The following is a 17,553-nucleotide window of genomic DNA, read 5'->3' as shown; positions in this document are numbered from 1 at the left end:
CACGTGCTCATGGCAACAATAGGCGATACTCATGAATGTACTAGATCGGTTTCGTAAACGGGGTTTTATCCACCAAAAAAGAGGCGACCTCAGACCTGCATTAACAGGATGAACAGTTTAATGCATCATTAAACCGCTAGACCCAATTTTCATTCATTGCGGTGTCTGACAGGACATGGGGTTTCGTATACTTTGTTGCTCTTGACACAAAGAAAAAACAGGCAGTTGTTTTTTTCGATTGATTACTTCCTTTTTATCTAGAAATGAAGAATTTTTCATTAGGAAAGGCTATTTTCGCAAAGTTTGTTGCTTTTCGAACCAGTCTGTAAACGGTGATATAGCTTTGTTTCGGGCATCATTTCGTCTATTTTTGATGGAAATCCACAGTGAAATGGGCGATTTAATCAAAAATCAGATGAAATAACCACAATGTATACGAAAAGAGCCTTAGGAAAAGAGCACGAAGTCATACAAGTCAAGGGATTCCTTCATATTCGAAAAGCCACAATCTTTGCGAAAACAGCCTTTTTATAAGATAATAAAGTGTGAATTTTGGGTGTTAGATAAATGTCTAGCTCCATGCGCTCTCGGCTAGAGGTCATAAGCCAAGCCCTGTCATGAGACAAGAGCGCGCCAGAAGAGTCCTCATCTTATGCTTATTGCCGATGAGTGGACGCCTTGCGTTTTTCTAAAGTCGAAGGAGAAGGATTCAGATGAATATTCCAAATTTATTGTTACAAAGAGCTCATCTTACCCCTGATCGTATTGGATTATTTGGCATTGAAAAAAATTATACTTTTCAGGAATTATTCGCGCAATCATTAATAGTTGCAGGAAGACTAAGACGGCTTGGGGTGAAATCTGGCGATCACGTAGGAGTATTGTCAAGCAATGACGAAAAAATGGTAATCCTCCTACATAGTTTGCAACAGTTGGGGTGCGTGAGTGTTTTACTCAATACTCGGTTAACGGCAGAAGAGTTGTCATTTCAACTACGGGATGCAAATGTTGAAGTGATCTGTACGGAGGCAGCCTTTGCTAACCGCTGTTCCTTTATCAATAAAGATAGCATTTATACAATTACCGATCTTTTCTCAAACGAGGGAGAAGAATTTGAGCCTGAAAAAGAGTTAATCTTAGAGGACATTTGTTCAATCATGTTTACTTCTGGAACAACGGGTAAACCGAAGGGGGTTCTCCAATCTTATCAAAATCATTGGTGGAGTGCGATGGGATCTGTGTTAAACCTCGGACTAGACGAGAACGATTGCTGGCTTTGCGCTGTGCCACTTTTTCACATTAGTGGGTTTTCGATACTCATGAGAAGTGTCATCTATGGGATACCGATGAAAATTTACCGGGAATTTAATGCTAAAGAGATAAATCTGGATATAGAAGCAGGGAACGGTACGATTATTTCGGTTGTTGCCACGATGACCTTACGATTGCTGGAGGACTTAGGAAATCGAAAATATCATCCACGGTTTCGTTGTTTTCTATTAGGAGGAGGACCTGCCTCACTTTTACTGCTTCAAAAATGCATGAAAGCTGATATTCCTGTTTTTCAAACTTATGGAATGACCGAGACCTGTTCTCAAGTGGTTACCTTGCCACCTGAATATAGTTTAACGAAACTTGGTTCAGCAGGGAAAGCACTATTTCCATGTCAGTTAACCATTCTTGATCCAAATGAACAAGGAGAAGGAGAAATCGCTGTAAAGGGACCTAATATTAGTTCAGGCTATTATCGCCGCTTAGAAGCAACACAAGATGCCTTTCGAGAGGGGTGGCTGTTGACTGGGGATATTGGCTATCTCGATGAAGAAGGTTTTTTATTCGTGGTTGATCGTCGATCAGATTTAATAATTTCAGGTGGTGAGAATATTTATCCTGCTGAAGTGGAAAGTGTTCTTCAAGCTCACGAAGCAGTGATAGAAGCAGGCGTGACGAAAATACCTAACGACAAATGGGGACAAGTACCTTACGCATATATTACGGTAAGACAAGTAGTAGGGGAAGAGGAGCTATTACGATGGTGTGAAGAACGGCTAGCAAAATATAAAGTTCCGCATGGTATTAGTATTGTAAAAGAATTGCCACGTAATGCAGCAAATAAATTAGTAAGAAATGAGCTGAGAGCCCTATGGGAGAGAAGATGATGAAACTCAACTGCATACGGCTACATGTTATTGAAATGAATCTAAAAACTCCCTTTGAAACGGCTCTTGAGGTAGTTTCAAATCGTAAGGGAATCATTGTTGAAGTGATTGATGAGGACGGATTAGTCGGTTACGGGGAGTGCGTGGCTTTTTCTACTCCTTGGTATACTGAAGAAACCATTTCAACCTGCTACCACATGATAACTAAAAGTTTAATTCCTTTACTTCAACAATATTCATGGAGTCATCCGGGAGAAGTAAGATCTATTTTTGCTTCTGTGCGAAGAAATCGGATGGCTAAAGCAGCGCTTGAAACAGCCATTTGGGATTTGTTTGCTAAACAACAAAATCAACCATTATGGAAGATTATTGGAGGCGAAAATAAGCCTATTCCTGCTGGAGTGGTTATAGGCACTTCTTCGGTAGACATGGCAATTACTCAAATTGAAGAGTATATTCACGAAGGATATACAAGAATAAAGGTGAAAATCGCTCCTGGTAGGGATTACAATGTGTTAAAAAAAATCAGAGAAAAATTTCCAAAACTGGATATTATGGCAGATGCGAATTCTTCTTACACGTTAGCAGATATAAAGTCACTACAAAAATTAGATGAACTGGAGTTACTGATGATTGAGCAACCCCTGGATGTAGAAGATTTGGTTGATCATGCAAAATTGCAACAATATTTACAAACACCGATCTGTTTAGATGAAAGCATAGGAACCATCAAAGATGTTCAAGATGCTCATAATCTAGACAGCTGTTCGGTCATAAATCTGAAAATTGGTCGAGTAGGTGGATTATCAGAAGCTATTGCCATTCATGATTTCTGCCTTCAACATCAACTAGGTGTATGGTGCGGAGGGATGTTGGAATTTGGTGTGTCTCGTGCTCATAATCTGGCCTTGTCATCACTTCCAGGATTTATCATCCCCGGAGATATTTCTTCTTCATCACGGTATTGGGAAGAAGATATTGTTCTCCCGGAGGTTGTAGTAAAGAATGGCTATGTAAATTTAATGAACCAACCGGGCATAGGAATCAAATTAAATCAGAAACGAATGGGAGAAGTTACAACGCATAAAGAAGAGATTTATTTTTCATCTTAAGTCGAGCTGGATTTAATAACATAGAGGGTTGTTTTGTGAAGGGTGTTTTCGTACTAATCGATAAACTACGATATAGCTTTGTTTTGGGGCAGCTTCTCGTCTTTTTTTTCTGAAAGTAACATCTAATTGGAGGATTCCATCTAGAATTAGATGAAAAAGTAACAATATATATGAATAGAGCCTTGTTGAAAAGTGTGAAAGGTTAAATTTTTAGACATGGTTTTGGTGTCTAGCACCAGTCCCCGTCTTATGAGTGTCATCTGCAGGCATGCACTTTTTATATTTATAATGTTTAGTATCAGACGGCTAATCGCATATATTTTTGAATGTATTCAATACTGAGGATGAAGGATTTCATCGATAGTTAAGTTGAAATGCTATAACTTATACTAAAGGAGAGCGGAGACATATTTTTCAGGTGCATAGCCATATCCGAATGCCTCCAGCGACAAGAAAGAATAATAAAGAAATGAGCAATAATGGCAAATCATTGAGCATGTTCTCAAACAGCCAATTCGCTTCAGATTTTAGCGTTATCATGATCAAAAAAGCCATTACTAAGGAAATAGGACCTGTAATCAATGCATCTCGACGATAAACATAATATGCCTCAAGCTCATCACTTGCTTTTGAATAGTCAGCTAGATGCAAGGAGGATAAAAATAAAGTTGACGAGATAGCGAATCCGATAAACATATATTCATTTGGACTAGTAAACAAAGCTCCTAAGTTTAATGTCTGCCCTTATTCGAAATCAACAAAGGTTCCATGCGATACGGGTAATACACTAATTAGTAGTCCGGGAATTAAAATCCCAGATATTCCAGAGATATAGGTAAGTATCAACTTATAATCATCGGCAATATGAGAAAAAACCATGAAGGCACTACGCAGGGCTAACAAAATTAAAATGAGTGATCCTGGTATTAACAAGACCGTCCCTAAAGTATACCCAGCACCAAGGAGAAAACTGTAAATGGCAACAACAATCGAAACAATAAATGTATTGGTGACTCCCCATGTAGGAGAAAGATAGCGATTAGCGATGTTGGTTGCATTTGTTTTTTCTCGATTGATGTAGATCATCGACCAAAAACCTGCTCCAAAGTCCATAGTAGCCATAACAGCATAAATGAACACAAACCCCAGAGTACCGTGATAGCGATCAATGCATCAGACATATCGACACCTCCTTATCAAGTATGTAGCTCCACATTCCCTCTAGTGTCATTGGCCAAATCGTCCGCAACAGTATGACGTTTAAAATAATAAGGCTGTTTTCGCAAAGTTTGTTGCTTTTCGCACCGGTCTATAAACGTTAAGATAGCTTTGTTTCGGGCATCATTTCGTCTATTTTTAATGGTAATCAACAGTGAAATGAGTGATTTAATCAAAAATCAGATGAAATAGCCACAATGTATACGAAAAGAGCCAATAATAAAGAAGCACCAACACAACCGCTAAGCCCAAGATAATATAAACCAGTACAAACAAAATAAATAATATGCCTAAGTTTCCAGTAGTTGTAATCGAATCTTCAGTACTGAGCATGCGATAAATTGTCCAAGGTTGTCTACCTGTACAAGCGAATATCCAGCCAAATTCAATGCCAAGCAAGGAAAGTGGACCACTTGTGAAGAATAACCACATAAGCCACTTTGGGAAGGAATCTTTCTTAAAAAACTTATTCCATACAAAGGCAAGTAGAGAAAGTAAAATCAGAAAAGAACCTATTTTGTGAAAATGGTAGACTTTTGTGCCGAATGGCTCTTTTAGCATTTTATATGCAGCAACAGAAGCAATCACAAAGGCTCCAGTCATATACTCAGACAAAGCTACGTGTCCAGCTGTAACGAAAAAGCTAAGGTTGAAAAAAGCAGCCCAAGGGTCAACATCCACAATGGTTCCGTTCTCCATCCTAAAGTCAGCAGGAGTTCCTTCGAATGCATGAAGATTCGTAATTAATACCGCAGAGGCCATCGCTCCAAACGCAACTAGACTAACACTTAATATTCTCATCCAAGGACGAATCCGGTCAGCAGCGTAGACATAAATGGACATAAATAAGCCCTCTACGAAAACGCATAGATTTCAATTTGAAAAGGAAGGGCGATTACCCGACCAATTACTTCCATGAAACCAGGTCAAAGTAGTGAGAGCTGTACACCTGCTATTGTGCCGGTTGGTATACCCACCCCAAGTAATACGGCAAAGGTTTTTGTCCACCTTTTTCCCATCAGCGCGTAATCTCGATCATTTGTTTTTTGAAACAATAACTCAGCAATAAGCACAATCAGTGGTATGTCTACTCCTAACGTAGCAAAGATAATATAATATGAAATCCCATCGTCGTTCTGAACAAGGATCTTGCCAGTACTAAATCTTCCATATCCGTTCCCCTTTTCCAAGTCTTTCATCCTCGGATAGTGTTTACAGAATGATATCTAATATGCATTTTTTTCATTCACATCCAAAAAATGCCTCCTATAAAAATAGGAGACATTTTGCAAATGTTATTTTTTTGAAGGCGATTGATTGGCCTCCGGAACAGGGTCGATTCCGCCGGGGTGAAAAGGATGGCAGCGGCTAATACGTTTCACCGTTAGCCAACCACCCTTTAAGGGACCAAACCGATTGATGGCTTCTAGACCATAATGTGAACAAGTTGGATAATAACGACATGTAGGCGGCTTTAAGGGGGAGATGACTTTTTGATATATTTTGATGAATAAAATCATGATTTTTTTCATTTGGAGGCTCCTTCAAGGGTTTCTTTTACTATATCATGAATACACTTTTAACAGAAAAACAATGTTTAATAATTAAAATGTATTAATTCGATGAATTTACTCGGGATTTAAGTTACAATAGCTATATGAGGTAAACAAAATAAAAGGAGTGAGGAATATGCCTTCAGTTGAAAGTTTTGAACTTGACCACAATGCGGTGAAAGCACCCTTTGTACGTCACTGCGGAGTACATCACATTGGATCAGATGGAGTTGTAAATAAATTTGATATTCGGTTTTGCCAGCCAAATAAACAAGCAATGAAGCCAGATGCAATCCATACTTTGGAACATTTGCTAGCCTTTAATATCCGAAAATATGCTGATGAATTTGATCATTTTGATATTATCGATATTTCGCCTATGGGATGTCAAACTGGATTTTACCTAGTCGTGAGCGGGAGTCCTACGGTTGAGGAAGTCATTGACTTACTTGAAAATACATTGAAAGAAGCGGTTGAAATTACAGAAATTCCCGCTGCAAATGAAAAGCAATGTGGTCAAGCCAAGCTTCATGATTTGGACGGAGCCAAAAGATTAATGAATTTCTGGCTCTCTCAAAGTAAAGCAAAATTAACGCAAGTGTTTGCCTAATGAAATTTTTTTCACAGCAGTGAATAAGCCGTTAAAAGGACAGGAGTCGGACTTCTTTAGGTAAGGCTGTTTTCGCAAAGTTTGTTGCTTTTCGAACCTGTCAGTATACGGTGATAGAGCCTTGTTTCTAGGCTCTTTTCGTCTGTTTTTGATGTGAATTACCAGAAAAATGGAGGATTCCATCTCAAATTTGACTAAATAGAAACAATATATACGGACAAAACCCTGTTAACATAAGCCTGTTAGTTCTTTTTTTAACCAATAAGTTTACCTATTTTGATATATTTGGATAGAAGACCAAATCTAATAATTCCGATTTTGTCTGTTGTTAAATAGGAGTTAAAGTTGCATTTAAGTCACAAAAAAGAACTTGGAATATCATCCAAGTTCTTTTTTGTGTTTGCACTTGCCATCAATAAGAAGGATATCACCAAGATGCTTCTGTTTTCCTTCAATTGAAAGGATGTAATACAAGTGTCGTAACCTCCAAAATAGAATACTGTGATTCTACCGATTTATCGTTATGTGAAATCAAGATTTGAAATGTTTTGTTTCGCGGGATTTTTTCGTTTACTTTTGATAGAAATCAAAAGTGAAATAGAGGGTTCAATCAAAAATTAGATGAAATACCCATAATGTATTCACAAAATGCCTTTAATAAAATTGGATTCTTTCGTTCAACGTTTCGTCATACTGATGATCATTTTTTTAAGTCTAATCCATGTTTACCTCATTATTTCTGGCTTAATTCCTCGCTATAGCTTATCAAGTGATTCTTTGGTGGCATTAGGTTGAGTGCTACGAGACCAGTTTATTTCGTCTGTTTGTCTGCGTTATTTGAGTCATGCTCTGCATTCTTGTCATAGGAATTTTCTTGGACAGGATCAATCGTATGTTTATAGGAATAGGCCTTGCTAGTGGTCAAGGCACTGATCCCAATCACTAAGAGAATGATGACAATAGAAATGATAATGACTAATGTATAAACCATAATATCCTCCTTAAATTAATTAAATAGAGAGAGAAATTTGCGAATACGAGAAATTAAACTCTTGTTTACTTTTTTCAATAAGTTTATCATATTTTTGTTTAAAATTCTGATAAGCGGGTAAAAGTTATAGTGAGGAGCTGATAAAGGTATGTCTGAAAAATTAATGAATAGTGTGAATAAGCAAGTAGCTAACTGGACGGTGCTTTATACAAAATTACATAACTTCCATTGGTATGTGAAAGGACATCAATTCTTTGCTCTCCATGAGAAATTCGAAGAGTTTTACAATGAGGCAGATACGCATATTGATGAACTAGCAGAGCGGTTACTTGCACTTGAAGGAAAGCCAGTTGCGACTATGAAAGAAAGTTTAGAGTGGGCATCAATTAAAGAGGCAAAAGGAAATGAAAGCTCTGATCAGATGGTCGAAATTTTAGTTGAAGATTTTAGAACATTAATTGATGAGTTAAAAGAAGGTATGAAGGTAGCGGATGAAGTCGGCGATGAGACCACTGGTGATATGTTGCTTTCGATTCACCAAGGGTTAGAGAAACATGTATGGATGTTAAATTCATTTTTAGGTAAATAGGAAGGGAGGAAAAGGTCAAACATAACCGGTTTGGCCTTTTTCTTGAAGTTTTTTTCGTAAGCGACTGTGAACTCGGAGATAGGATGATTCCTGGTCATCCATTAGTAATTATGTGTAAGTAATCTTTTCGAAAACTAAAGACTCATCAAAATGATTACTTCAATAGCAACCATGTATACAAAAGGCTGTATTCTTATTCTTCTGTAAATCAGGATAAAGAAGATTTTGAGCATTTTTCCTATCATTAAATAGCCAATTATTGATGAAAATAGGTGTAGTCCCTATTCTTTGTTTCAATTGTCACAAACTATTCGAGATGTAGATTTGAAATAAAGCCACGATGTTTATAAAAAAATGCGATGTTTTGAAGAAAGTCGCGATGCTTGTAAAAAAGATACGACGTTTTACCCTTTGGATATATATCCAAAGGGGTTTTTATAATTTGGGATAGAAAATCTGAATGACAATATAGTTATTCAAGAAAAGGGGCATTTAGTGGAACAACTCTTTATTACAAAGTAGACCATTACTGAGCAATAAATATGATGATTTTAGGTGAATTTGTGAAACAATGTACTTAAGCTAACGAAGTAGGTTTGTTCAATAAAAAATCACAAAAGGAAGGGCATTTACTATAAAATAAGATTTGACGTATTAATGTCTAATAAAAAAGTAATGCAAAAAATTGAGATGATTCACATTAGTATTATTGCACGCCAAAAATAAAAACATATGGAGGTTAGTAATGTTTATAATATTTGGGGTTATTGCAATAGTAGCAACTTTTATAAATCTTTAATATGTATAAAGCAGGAAAGGATTATAAGCTTGCTATGGCGATAGGACTATCATTTACAGCATTAACACTTTGTTCAGCATATAGTCTTGTATCTCGGTGGGTAATAGTGGAAGATTGGTCAGCTATAGGGGATGTAGTACCTGGTATGGAAAGGGCATTAGGGTTTTTGACAATTGTTTCTATCTTAATAAATATAGCACCTATATTTTTAGAACTAAAAGGTAAGAAATGATTACTTGTTGTCACATCATTTATATAATCTGCAATTAATGTGTAAGTCTTTATGTATAACTAACGGGTGCGTTTCTTTAAAAAGGAATGCTTTTTGTATGAGAAAAGGCATATTTAGGCATCGCCAAATTAGTAAGTTTGCTCCAAACATATCGGGTTTATATCATTATTGGGGTTGAAATTACTTTTTTTATGATAGGCGGTGGCGACGTGACGTGAGCGCTGCCACCGAGTTTTTCGTATCCAATTAAAAGGAAGTAAAAGTTATTATTATATTAAAGCTGGTTGCTCTTCTATTATAGGTAGAGAAAGCTTTAATCCGATATATGCTACAATATGAAATAAGGTAAACTTTGGAGGCACACCACTGCAATAAGACTTATAACGAAATTAAGTTTTTGATCTATCCCGTCAAGGACATTTATGAAACAGTGCTTTAATAAAGGAGTTGTGTAAAATGGATGAAAAAAAAGATACAGAAATAAAACGTTCTTCAAAAGCAGAAAACATTCTACCTCAGATCAATAGTAAAACAAAGCTAGGCGACTTACGAAAAATCGCAAAGGACATTAAAAAAGATCACGAACTAGCTATGGAACTTTGGTCAACCGAAGAGTTTTTGCTCAGACTATTAGCAATCTTAATTATGGACAAAAAACTTCTTTCACAAGATGTGCTAAATAAGCTTGATAAGGATATGCAGACCCACACTTTTGATGAGCGGAATAACTTAATGGATTGGTTAATGGCTAATCAGCTCACCAAAGACAAGAAGAAAATTGCATTGATGGAGTCATGGGAAAATAGCCCTTCTGCTCTACAAAGGCGAGCTTTCTGGTATTATCAAGGGCGATTGAGATGGACTGGACAAACACCGCCTGATAACACCGCAGACTTGCTATCTGCATTAGAAGCTAATATTACGCAGGAAGAACCGGAAGTTCAATGGGCTATGAATTTCACCGCAGGCTGGATAGGCGTTTATGATGAAAAGAATCATGCTCGTTGTATTAAACTTGGTGAGAAAACTGGTCTTTACAAAGATGAAATAGTAGCAAAAGGGTGTACTCCGAGCTATTTGCCGAAGTTCATTACGATTGAAGTTAACAAACGACATAATCATTAGTTACCTCTGAAAAATTTATTAGGGTTTAATGCAAAAATAAAGGAATTCCAAGCCTCAATATGAAAATTGTAATAGGCTTGGACCGAAAAATAAAGAAAACATCGCATTTTGGCAGCTAGTTAGTGAAATATGCAAGGAAGATGTGAAGGATTAACCCACTATCTCTTTTTGATCTGTAGGGAGCATATCTTTAAGAAGAACAACTTTCCAGCTGCGCAGTACCACCATACTGTTCAGCAGAAAATAAAGAAAGTCGATTTCCACAAAAATGGTGATTGACCTTCTTCAATTAAACCAGCTAATAGTTTGTCAACATTTTTCAATAAAAACTTAAAATAACTCATGTTATACTAAAAATGAGCAGGCCAAATAACCTTCCACTTTCTTATGCTTGGAAGGTTTTGTCTTTTTTAGATGTAAATCTTAATTAGGCTATACCTTGGAAAGTAGTTTTGTTTTTTAATATGGCATAGATCCAGTATAAGAGTTTATTTACGCAAGCAATGACGGCTACTTAATAAAGTTTGCCTTCTTCACGCTACTTATCGTAAAACGCTCTAAATCTCTTGTTTCTAGGGATGATTTCATCTGTTGTTTTTTGTTTACGACAGTCAAGAATACCAGAGCGAACAGCCATATATAAGGCGAGCCTTAATCTACTTGAACCACGTTTTGTAATTCGAACAAGAGTAGCTTTGAACTTACCTGATTCAAACACTTCTGGATCAATCCCAGCGAATGCTACAAGTTTTTTAGGGTGATTAAACCGGTCTATCTCACCAATTTCAGAAATAATCGTTGCCGCGATTTTTTCTCCGATACCAGGGATAGATTGGATAATCTTATATTCTTCAACTTCTTTTGCGAGAGTGTCTATCTCTGACTCCAACCTGGATAGATGCTCTTTGTATTGAAGAAGCATATCAATATACATACTAAGACTCATTAAATGACTTTGATAGAGTGTCTTCTTGAATGGCTTCCGAGCTGCAGCTTGTTTTAGATCTCGAGCTTTTTCTTCTGCCCATCTCTTAGAGCGGTGTTTGTCAAGATAGTTGTCGCATTTCCCTAGTTTTTTAGTGTCAGTGTAAAGTGCTTCTACCGTGCTTCGCTTGCTGGCCTTCTCGAAATAGAACAGAGCCTTTCTCTGTTCTATTTTGAGAAGGTGAAGGTGATTCCAGCACTCTATTAATCGGTTGTGCTTTATTCGGTTTCTTTTCCTTCTTTCATTGGATTCAAAGCCACAGGCTCGTGTGGGTTCCAGTTCCTTGTCGATCTTGTCCAACGTTCAGGATGTTTTTGTTTCGCTTGCTCATATACTTCTTTTCGCTGTTGAAGAATCTCTACATAAGCTCCTGTATGACACTGCTCAGGCGTCACAAAATTGATGCCACTATGCAAATGCACCGAATTATACCAATGAACAAATTTAATTCCCCATTCTCGAGCTTTATCAAGCGTTCCAAACCCTTTAAACCGGTAATCTTGACGATACTTTAATGATCGAAACATCGCCTCGGAATAGGGATGATCGTTGCTCACTCTTGGTCTAGGATAGGAGCTTTGAACCCCCATTTTTTCTAGTAGTACTTGGAATGTTGCTGCTTTCATGGGATTTCCATCATCGGAATGGAGGACCAATGGCTTTCCTTGGATTCTCTCATTTATTACCGTCTTCTTCATTAATTCTTCTGCATATTTGGCTTCTTCTGTTTCCCCAATCTCCCAGCCAACGATCTTTCTACTAAATAAATCGATTATCATATAGAGACGGTAGAACATCCCTTTTACCGGGCCCTTTAACCAGGTAATATCCCATGTCCAAACCTAATTTGGGGCGGATGCTAAGTGACTTTCCGGTAATCTACGTACAAGTCTTTTACTTCTTCCCCGATGGTTCTGCATACGTTTTTCACGAAGGATTCGATAAAAGCTAGATTCAGAGGCAATATAAATCCTTTGATCAGCTAATTTCGGCACAATTTGACTGGGTGCTAAATCAGCGAATTCCTCTTTTTCACAATCTCTACGATTTCTTCTTTTCCTCTTTTGTCAGCTTATTTTTAGGATCTGGGCGTAAGGCAAGGGGACGCTGATCTTCTTTAATGCCACCTGCTGAAACTCAGCGTTCATAGGTGCGTACACTAATATTTAGTTCTTTACACGCAAGGGCTAATCGCGCACCGTTTTGGTTAGTTTCTTGGATGAGTTCTACTGCTAGCGCTCGATCTGACGGGCTGATCATTCGTCCCCTTGGTCCCCCCAGATCGCTTGTTTCTTTTTTCTTAATAGTAATAGGGCGGCTGCTTCTGCCAATGCTTTCTCTTTTTTCTGCAAATCTTTTTCTAATGTCTTGGCTCGTTTCTTTTCTTCTTTTAATTCATGACTTAACTGCTTCTTTTGGTTTGTTTCCTGACCATTTGCTTGAAGACAAGTATCACGCCATGCTTCAATTTGTTCTTTATATAGTCCTTTTTTACGGCAGTACTCGGCTAATTCTGCCTGATTCATAGAATACGTCTCCATTACGATTAGAAACTTATCTTCCCTCTTCCATTCTTCTGGCCCGTGACCACCACCTGGAGTTGCCTTCCCGTTCACCGGGGCTTCTCTCCTCCATTTATATATATAGCGTAGCTTCTGTAATGCCTACTTCCTCACTAATTCGACTGATCGCCTCGTTATTTGGTGGCATCATTCTTTTTATAATGGCCTCTTTTATTTCTTGGGGATATCGTTTTCCTATTTTCTCTGCCATGTCGATCAACCTCCGTATTTACTATAGTTTAACACTAAAGTTACGCGCGACATCTATCTTAACAGAGGGGGGATTCGAAAAGCCACAAACTTTGCGAAAACAGCCTTATAAAAATAAACATTTGACCTACAGGAAAAGAAGTGATTTTGATCAATTTTTATTCAAAAATGGCTTCTTTTTGTTAGGGATAATATTAAGATTTGTGAGACGTGTTTGTTCAAACTTTATTCCAAGGCAACATGAGAAGATCGTTAATGTAAAAGTGTGCTTTGTACCTATTTTAATTCATGTAGCTGTTTGGTAAAATATAGGTGTAGTATTTTTCATTCATTCTCTGAAAGTGAATGGAAATTGACCCTAACGAATAACAAATAAGGCGTGCCTAGGCACGCCTTATTTGTTATTTTTATTTAAAACATTTCCTCTAAGCAGCCAAAAGCATGAAAGCTTTTTTTTGTTTAAAGTTCTACTTGAACTTAATGCAAATGTCTGTATTCAGAAGAAGAAATATCTTGATCCTCTTCTTTGATGATTTTCTGTTTTAAGGACTCAAATATGTATAAACGGACGAAATATTCGAGTTCGTGATGCTCCATATCATGAATCATCTCCAATAACTCTTCCCTTGATAAATGCTCTAATACGGTAAGTGTAATCATGTCTAGATCCTCTTCAGTCCCTCGAATTCTACCACGATATAATTCATATAATTCATCGACTAGCTTCACAATATCACCGCCTTTCTTAATAGTTTGACCAGTTGAACGAGAAATAGCAAGAACAATTAGAGGATATAGCATACATAAACATGGATTTACCTTCACTTATTTTGTACCCTGTTTCATGTTTAATAACCGTTGGATGTAGAACCTTCGTTCATTCAATTAAATGAGGATACACAAAAAAGAAGGACAGGGACGGAAATATATTTTTAAAAATACCAATGAAAAAATAAAACAAGGATATTTGTGCTTAACCATCAAATGTTTTTTCTTTTCTTATCAATATATATCATGTTGATTGAGGTTTGCTGTTATTATCACTACTACACAAGTGAAAAAAAGCCGCAACTGCCTTTGGCGATGTTCTTACTAATTGTACTGGATCAAGGACAAAAAAACAGGGGTTGATTTTTTTGTAGCTATAGTCTATTTACTGGATACTATATTATTTAATTCGGATTTTATTCGTAATACAACCCAATATTATTAATATGAAAAATGGATATCAATCATAGAGAATGCAGGGCAAGCGGGTGTACTTATCTCAAATAATAAGAAGAATGATCAGCATCTTTAATGATTTTTAAGAATAAAGATACGCCTTCTAGGGGAAAAGATAACTAAATGAGGTGAAGTAATGTCGGCAGAAAATAAAAGAACTTATTATATTGGTATTAGCACAGGAGAAATTTCTAGTTCTTCAACAGACTCTCCTTGGGAGTTTAAAATCTCAGCAAATGACGAGGAAATCACCTACTTAAGAGACTTGTTTGACTCTAACTATTCAACAGATTGGCAAAGTTTTTTCCGAGCACATGTACCTTATATTCAATATCATTACGATCGAGAAAATGATGCTTATGATCAAAATCTCCAGCAGATTTATGCTACGATTTACGAATTAGGTGATGAGGAAGCCAGAGAGCATATTGGCAAGATGAATATTTTACCTTAACTATTCCAGTAATTGGGGTGGAAGAAAAATATTTGCTACTATAACTCTAACAATAACCCCAATATCGAGGGAGTGCAAGCAAAGGTCGATGATTTCTTCATCGACCTTTGCTACGAAGAAATTCAATAATTTGTGCAGTGTATATGAAATTTTGGAGAAATTCTTCATTTATTCGATTTAAAGACTAGAAAAATCAAACCAATACGCAAATCATCTTCCTGGTGAATCCATTGTTGAACCTTTTCGGACACGAATTCCCGGGAAGCCTGTTTGCAATACAATTATTAAGGCTGTTTTCGCAAAGTTTGTTGCTTTTCGCACTAGTCTATAAACGATGATATAGCTTTGCTTCGGGCATCATTTACGAAATGCCCTAGTCCCTAGTCGCTGCAGCTAGATCCGTCTATTTTTAATGGGAATCAGTGATTTAATCAAAAACCAGATGAAATAGCCACAATGTATACGAAAAGAGCCTTCAGCAAAGATTGTGGCTTTTCGAATAAGCCCTCCCCTATCGTGATGAAGAATGAGTTCGGGCATCTTTTTGCATCATTTTTAACACGAAATGAGGAAAGAAAAGGGTGTTCCCATCCTTTTTGGTATGCTACAGCAACAAAGTAAGTGAAAAGAGCCATTATTAAAAACAAAGCCAAAGAAATAAGGATCGAAAATCGGTATAATAGGAAAGAGGAGGGATGTTATGCAACAGTTTATGGATCAAAATGGACAGTTTGTGCAGTTCTCACCATCGATCAATGCCTTTGCAAAAATGGCTCAACATGTATTTGTCTTAGCAAGGTATCGACAGGAGTGGCTTCTTACTATACATAAAAAAAGAGGATTAGAGTTTCCTGGGGGGAAAGTAGAAAAGGGAGAGAGTATAGAAGAAGCAGCTAGAAGGGAAGTTTTTGAGGAGACTGGTGGCATTATTCAAGATCTGGTACCGCTAGGAGAGTATTTGGTTCACGATAAAGACACTCCTTTTGTGAAAAGAGTGTTTTATGCGGACATTGTGCGCCTTGAACACAAAGATTCCTACCTTGAGACGAAGGGTCCAGTACTTATTTCAGGGGATATTCTTGATCAAGTGCAAAAATCAGAATTTAGCTTTATTATGAAAGATCAGCTTTTGCCATTAGTATTATCAGTTCTTGCACAAAAAAAGCTCCCAGAAGGCAGCTTATAAGTCGTCTTTAATTAATTTTTGTTGGAGCATTTCAACAAATTTATACATAATTGTGGCGAAGAAGGCAATTAATAACAACGCCAGCAGAACTAAGGTAAAATTAAAGACTTGGAATCCGTAGATAATAAGGTAGCCAAGTCCTTTCTGTGATACAAGAAACTCTCCAACGATAACTCCTACCCAAGATAAGCCGACATTCACTTTTAATGTGGAAATAATGCTTGGAAAAGAAGCTGGAAGAACGCATTCTTTAAAAATTTGTGTTCGAGATGCATGAAAGGTCTGGAGTACTTTAATATAGTTGACATCGACTTCTCTGAACGCAGTGTAAACGACAATAGTCGTAATGATAACCGAAATGATCATCCCCATAGCAATGATCGAAAGAAATCCTGGTCCTAAAGCCACAATTAATATAGGTCCTAATGCTACTTTTGGCATTGCATTTAAGATGACTAAATAAGGATCAGATACTTTCGACAAAAACGGTGACCACCACAGGAGAGCTGCTAGTAGTGTTCCGGTTAATGTTCCTAATAGAAAACCGATGATGGTTTCTGTCAATGTAACCCCAATGTGAATAAGAATAGATCCATTTAGTAATTTTTCAAGAAACAGGTTGAAGATTTTGGTTGGAGAGCTAAAAAGCAAGGGATCAATCCAGTGATTGGTGCTAAAAAGTTGCCAACTTGCAAAAAATAAAATGAAAATGGTCACTTGCGTATAAAAAATATGACGTTTCTCTTTTTGTTGGGATCGAACATATTGAGAATGGAGGTGTTCTTGGTTACTATTGCTTTTCAATGTTCTCCATCTCCTTCCATACTTCTGCAAAAAGGAGAGAAAAGTCTGCTGAATTCCTGGCTTCAAATGGTGACAATTCGCGAATGGCAGTAGGAATGTTAAATTCTTTATACAAACGCCCAGGTCTTGGTGAGAATAAGAGAATTCGATCACTCATCGCAATTGCCTCACTAATATCATGTGTCACCAAAACGGCACTTTTATTCAGTTGCTTTAATGTTTGAACGACAAGATTTTCAAGTTTTAGTTTGGTTTGATAATCAAGAGCTGAAAAAGGTTCATCTAATAAAAGAAGTTTAGGGGAGAGAGCTAAGGTCCGAACAAGAGCTGCTCTTTGTCTCATCCCTCCTGAGAGTTGTCTAGGGAACTGATTTTCTGTTCCTTGCAAGCCCATTTCTGATAAGAGAGAGAGGGCATATTTTTTGTGTTTTTCATCAAGTTGTAGATCAATCTTTAGTCCTAATAAAATATTTTCTTCAATTGTTTTCCAAGGATAAAGATAATCTTGTTGCAACATATAACCAATCGAGTTGTTTTCGGGAATGGAAACTGTTCCTCTAGTAGGCTCTAACAGTCCGGCGATAATCGATAAAAGCGTCGTTTTCCCGCACCCACTCGGACCAATCAATGATATGAACTCACCCTCGGTGACGGTTAATGAAACATCCTCTAAGGCATTTACGACGGATTTTGTCGTAAAATAGAGGTGTGAAATGGAATGAAGTTCTAGTACGTTCATC

The 17,553-nt window shown here is 37.2% G+C and carries 15 protein-coding genes and 5 pseudogenes; 8 read left to right on the top strand and 12 right to left on the bottom strand.

Annotated features, from left to right (window positions below):
- Nucleotides 1–713: 713 nt before the first annotated feature.
- Both U8D43_RS11750 and menC read left to right on the top strand, forming a co-directional pair.
- Nucleotides 714–2,159, top strand: coding sequence for an o-succinylbenzoate--CoA ligase (locus tag U8D43_RS11750; protein WP_335871363.1), 1,446 nt, complete (start codon nt 714–716; stop codon nt 2,157–2,159).
- The gene (gene menC / locus U8D43_RS11745; protein ID WP_335871362.1) at nt 2,159–3,271 is read left to right on the top strand and encodes an o-succinylbenzoate synthase; all 1,113 of its coding nucleotides are present in this window, start codon (nt 2,159–2,161) and stop codon (nt 3,269–3,271) included. The genes U8D43_RS11750 and menC overlap by 1 nt, the downstream gene beginning before the upstream one ends.
- Nucleotides 3,272–3,712: 441 nt before the next feature.
- Here menC and U8D43_RS11740 read toward each other — a convergent pair.
- The 3 genes and pseudogenes from U8D43_RS11740 to yidD all read right to left on the bottom strand — a co-directional run.
- Nucleotides 3,713–4,452 (bottom strand): annotated as a pseudogene (locus U8D43_RS11740) (cytochrome d ubiquinol oxidase subunit II); the annotation flags it as partial.
- A 205-nt stretch (nt 4,453–4,657) separates the two neighbouring features.
- Nucleotides 4,658–5,660, bottom strand: a pseudogene (locus tag U8D43_RS11735) (cytochrome ubiquinol oxidase subunit I).
- Between the two features lie 124 nt (nt 5,661–5,784).
- Nucleotides 5,785–6,021 carry a membrane protein insertion efficiency factor YidD gene (gene yidD / locus U8D43_RS11730; protein ID WP_335871361.1) on the bottom strand — a complete coding sequence of 79 codons (237 nt, stop codon included), beginning with the start codon at nt 6,019–6,021 and terminating at the stop codon, nt 5,785–5,787.
- 157 nt (nt 6,022–6,178) lie between these two features.
- Between yidD and U8D43_RS11725 the strand changes: the two genes are divergently transcribed.
- Nucleotides 6,179–6,652, top strand: a complete 474-nt coding sequence (locus U8D43_RS11725) for an S-ribosylhomocysteine lyase (RefSeq protein ID WP_335871360.1) — start codon at nt 6,179–6,181, stop codon at nt 6,650–6,652.
- A gap of 811 nt (nt 6,653–7,463) precedes the next feature.
- Here U8D43_RS11725 and ytzI read toward each other — a convergent pair.
- Nucleotides 7,464–7,643 carry a YtzI protein gene (ytzI, locus tag U8D43_RS11720; RefSeq protein WP_335871359.1) on the bottom strand — a complete coding sequence of 60 codons (180 nt, stop codon included), beginning with the start codon at nt 7,641–7,643 and terminating at the stop codon, nt 7,464–7,466.
- Nucleotides 7,644–7,791: 148 nt separating this feature from the next.
- Here ytzI and U8D43_RS11715 point away from each other — a divergent pair, with 148 nt between their 5' ends.
- From U8D43_RS11715 to U8D43_RS11705, 3 genes and pseudogenes are all read left to right on the top strand, one after another.
- Nucleotides 7,792–8,232, top strand: a complete 441-nt coding sequence (locus tag U8D43_RS11715; RefSeq protein ID WP_335871358.1) for a Dps family protein — start codon at nt 7,792–7,794, stop codon at nt 8,230–8,232.
- A gap of 745 nt (nt 8,233–8,977) precedes the next feature.
- A pseudogene (locus tag U8D43_RS11710) lies at nt 8,978–9,263 on the top strand (hypothetical protein).
- A gap of 456 nt (nt 9,264–9,719) precedes the next feature.
- Nucleotides 9,720–10,388 (top strand): DNA alkylation repair protein, encoded by a 669-nt coding sequence (locus tag U8D43_RS11705; RefSeq protein ID WP_335871357.1) that lies wholly within the window; start codon nt 9,720–9,722, stop codon nt 10,386–10,388.
- Between the two features lie 427 nt (nt 10,389–10,815).
- On the opposite strand, the pseudogene U8D43_RS11700 reads toward U8D43_RS11705, so the two are convergent.
- The 6 genes and pseudogenes from U8D43_RS11700 to U8D43_RS11675 form a co-directional block, all read right to left on the bottom strand.
- Nucleotides 10,816–11,433 (bottom strand): annotated as a pseudogene (locus U8D43_RS11700) (IS110 family RNA-guided transposase); the annotation flags it as partial.
- 158 nt (nt 11,434–11,591) lie between these two features.
- Nucleotides 11,592–12,203 (bottom strand): annotated as a pseudogene (locus U8D43_RS11695) (transposase); the annotation flags it as partial.
- Between the two features lie 307 nt (nt 12,204–12,510).
- Nucleotides 12,511–12,633, bottom strand: coding sequence for a hypothetical protein (locus U8D43_RS11690; RefSeq protein WP_335871356.1), 123 nt, complete (start codon nt 12,631–12,633; stop codon nt 12,511–12,513).
- Nucleotides 12,630–12,989: a transposase gene (locus U8D43_RS11685; RefSeq protein ID WP_335871355.1), complete on the bottom strand. Its 360-nt coding sequence runs from the start codon at nt 12,987–12,989 to the stop codon at nt 12,630–12,632. Before U8D43_RS11685 ends, U8D43_RS11690 begins: the two co-directional genes overlap by 4 nt.
- A 19-nt stretch (nt 12,990–13,008) precedes the next feature.
- Complete coding sequence (locus tag U8D43_RS11680; RefSeq protein ID WP_335871354.1) at nt 13,009–13,146, bottom strand: hypothetical protein; 138 nt, start codon at nt 13,144–13,146, stop codon at nt 13,009–13,011.
- Nucleotides 13,147–13,622: 476 nt separating this feature from the next.
- A complete protein-coding gene (locus U8D43_RS11675; protein WP_335871353.1) occupies nt 13,623–13,970 on the bottom strand; it encodes a DUF6154 family protein in 348 nt (115 codons plus the stop codon).
- 535 nt (nt 13,971–14,505) lie between these two features.
- Between U8D43_RS11675 and U8D43_RS11670 the strand changes: the two genes are divergently transcribed.
- Nucleotides 14,506–14,823: a hydrolase gene (locus U8D43_RS11670; protein ID WP_335871352.1), complete on the top strand. Its 318-nt coding sequence runs from the start codon at nt 14,506–14,508 to the stop codon at nt 14,821–14,823.
- A gap of 700 nt (nt 14,824–15,523) precedes the next feature.
- Nucleotides 15,524–16,009, top strand: coding sequence for an RNA deprotection pyrophosphohydrolase (gene ytkD, locus U8D43_RS11665; protein WP_335871351.1), 486 nt, complete (start codon nt 15,524–15,526; stop codon nt 16,007–16,009).
- Here the strand turns inward: ytkD and U8D43_RS11660 are convergent.
- On the bottom strand, nt 16,004–16,813 hold the full coding sequence (locus U8D43_RS11660; protein ID WP_335871350.1) for an ABC transporter permease: 810 nt from the start codon (nt 16,811–16,813) through the stop codon (nt 16,004–16,006). The two genes, ytkD and U8D43_RS11660, sit on opposite strands and share 6 nt — an antisense overlap.
- On the bottom strand, nt 16,800–17,552 hold the full coding sequence (locus U8D43_RS11655) for an ABC transporter ATP-binding protein (protein WP_335871349.1): 753 nt from the start codon (nt 17,550–17,552) through the stop codon (nt 16,800–16,802). The genes U8D43_RS11660 and U8D43_RS11655 overlap by 14 nt, the downstream gene beginning before the upstream one ends.
- Between the last annotated feature and the right edge of the window lies 1 nt (nt 17,553).

This window comes from Bacillus sp. 2205SS5-2 (assembly GCF_037024155.1).
Classification (GTDB): Bacteria; Bacillota; Bacilli; order Bacillales; family Bacillaceae_K; genus Bacillus_CI.
This window is presented reverse-complemented; position numbering and strand designations above follow the sequence as displayed.

What these genes read in the sequence shown, in the direction of transcription:
- U8D43_RS11750 (WP_335871363.1), top strand. Translation starts at nt 714, where the DNA reads ATGAATATTCCAAATTTATTGTTACAAAGAGCTCATCTTACCCCTGAT.
- menC (WP_335871362.1), top strand. Translation starts at nt 2,159, where the DNA reads ATGAAACTCAACTGCATACGGCTACATGTTATTGAAATGAATCTAAAA.
- yidD (WP_335871361.1), bottom strand. Translation starts at nt 6,021, where the DNA reads ATGAAAAAAATCATGATTTTATTCATCAAAATATATCAAAAAGTCATC.
- U8D43_RS11725 (WP_335871360.1), top strand. Translation starts at nt 6,179, where the DNA reads ATGCCTTCAGTTGAAAGTTTTGAACTTGACCACAATGCGGTGAAAGCA.
- ytzI (WP_335871359.1), bottom strand. Translation starts at nt 7,643, where the DNA reads ATGGTTTATACATTAGTCATTATCATTTCTATTGTCATCATTCTCTTA.
- U8D43_RS11715 (WP_335871358.1), top strand. Translation starts at nt 7,792, where the DNA reads ATGTCTGAAAAATTAATGAATAGTGTGAATAAGCAAGTAGCTAACTGG.
- U8D43_RS11705 (WP_335871357.1), top strand. Translation starts at nt 9,720, where the DNA reads ATGGATGAAAAAAAAGATACAGAAATAAAACGTTCTTCAAAAGCAGAA.
- U8D43_RS11690 (WP_335871356.1), bottom strand. Translation starts at nt 12,633, where the DNA reads ATGATCAGCCCGTCAGATCGAGCGCTAGCAGTAGAACTCATCCAAGAA.
- U8D43_RS11680 (WP_335871354.1), bottom strand. Translation starts at nt 13,146, where the DNA reads ATGGCAGAGAAAATAGGAAAACGATATCCCCAAGAAATAAAAGAGGCC.
- U8D43_RS11670 (WP_335871352.1), top strand. Translation starts at nt 14,506, where the DNA reads ATGTCGGCAGAAAATAAAAGAACTTATTATATTGGTATTAGCACAGGA.
- ytkD (WP_335871351.1), top strand. Translation starts at nt 15,524, where the DNA reads ATGCAACAGTTTATGGATCAAAATGGACAGTTTGTGCAGTTCTCACCA.
- U8D43_RS11655 (WP_335871349.1), bottom strand. Translation starts at nt 17,552, where the DNA reads ATGAACGTACTAGAACTTCATTCCATTTCACACCTCTATTTTACGACA.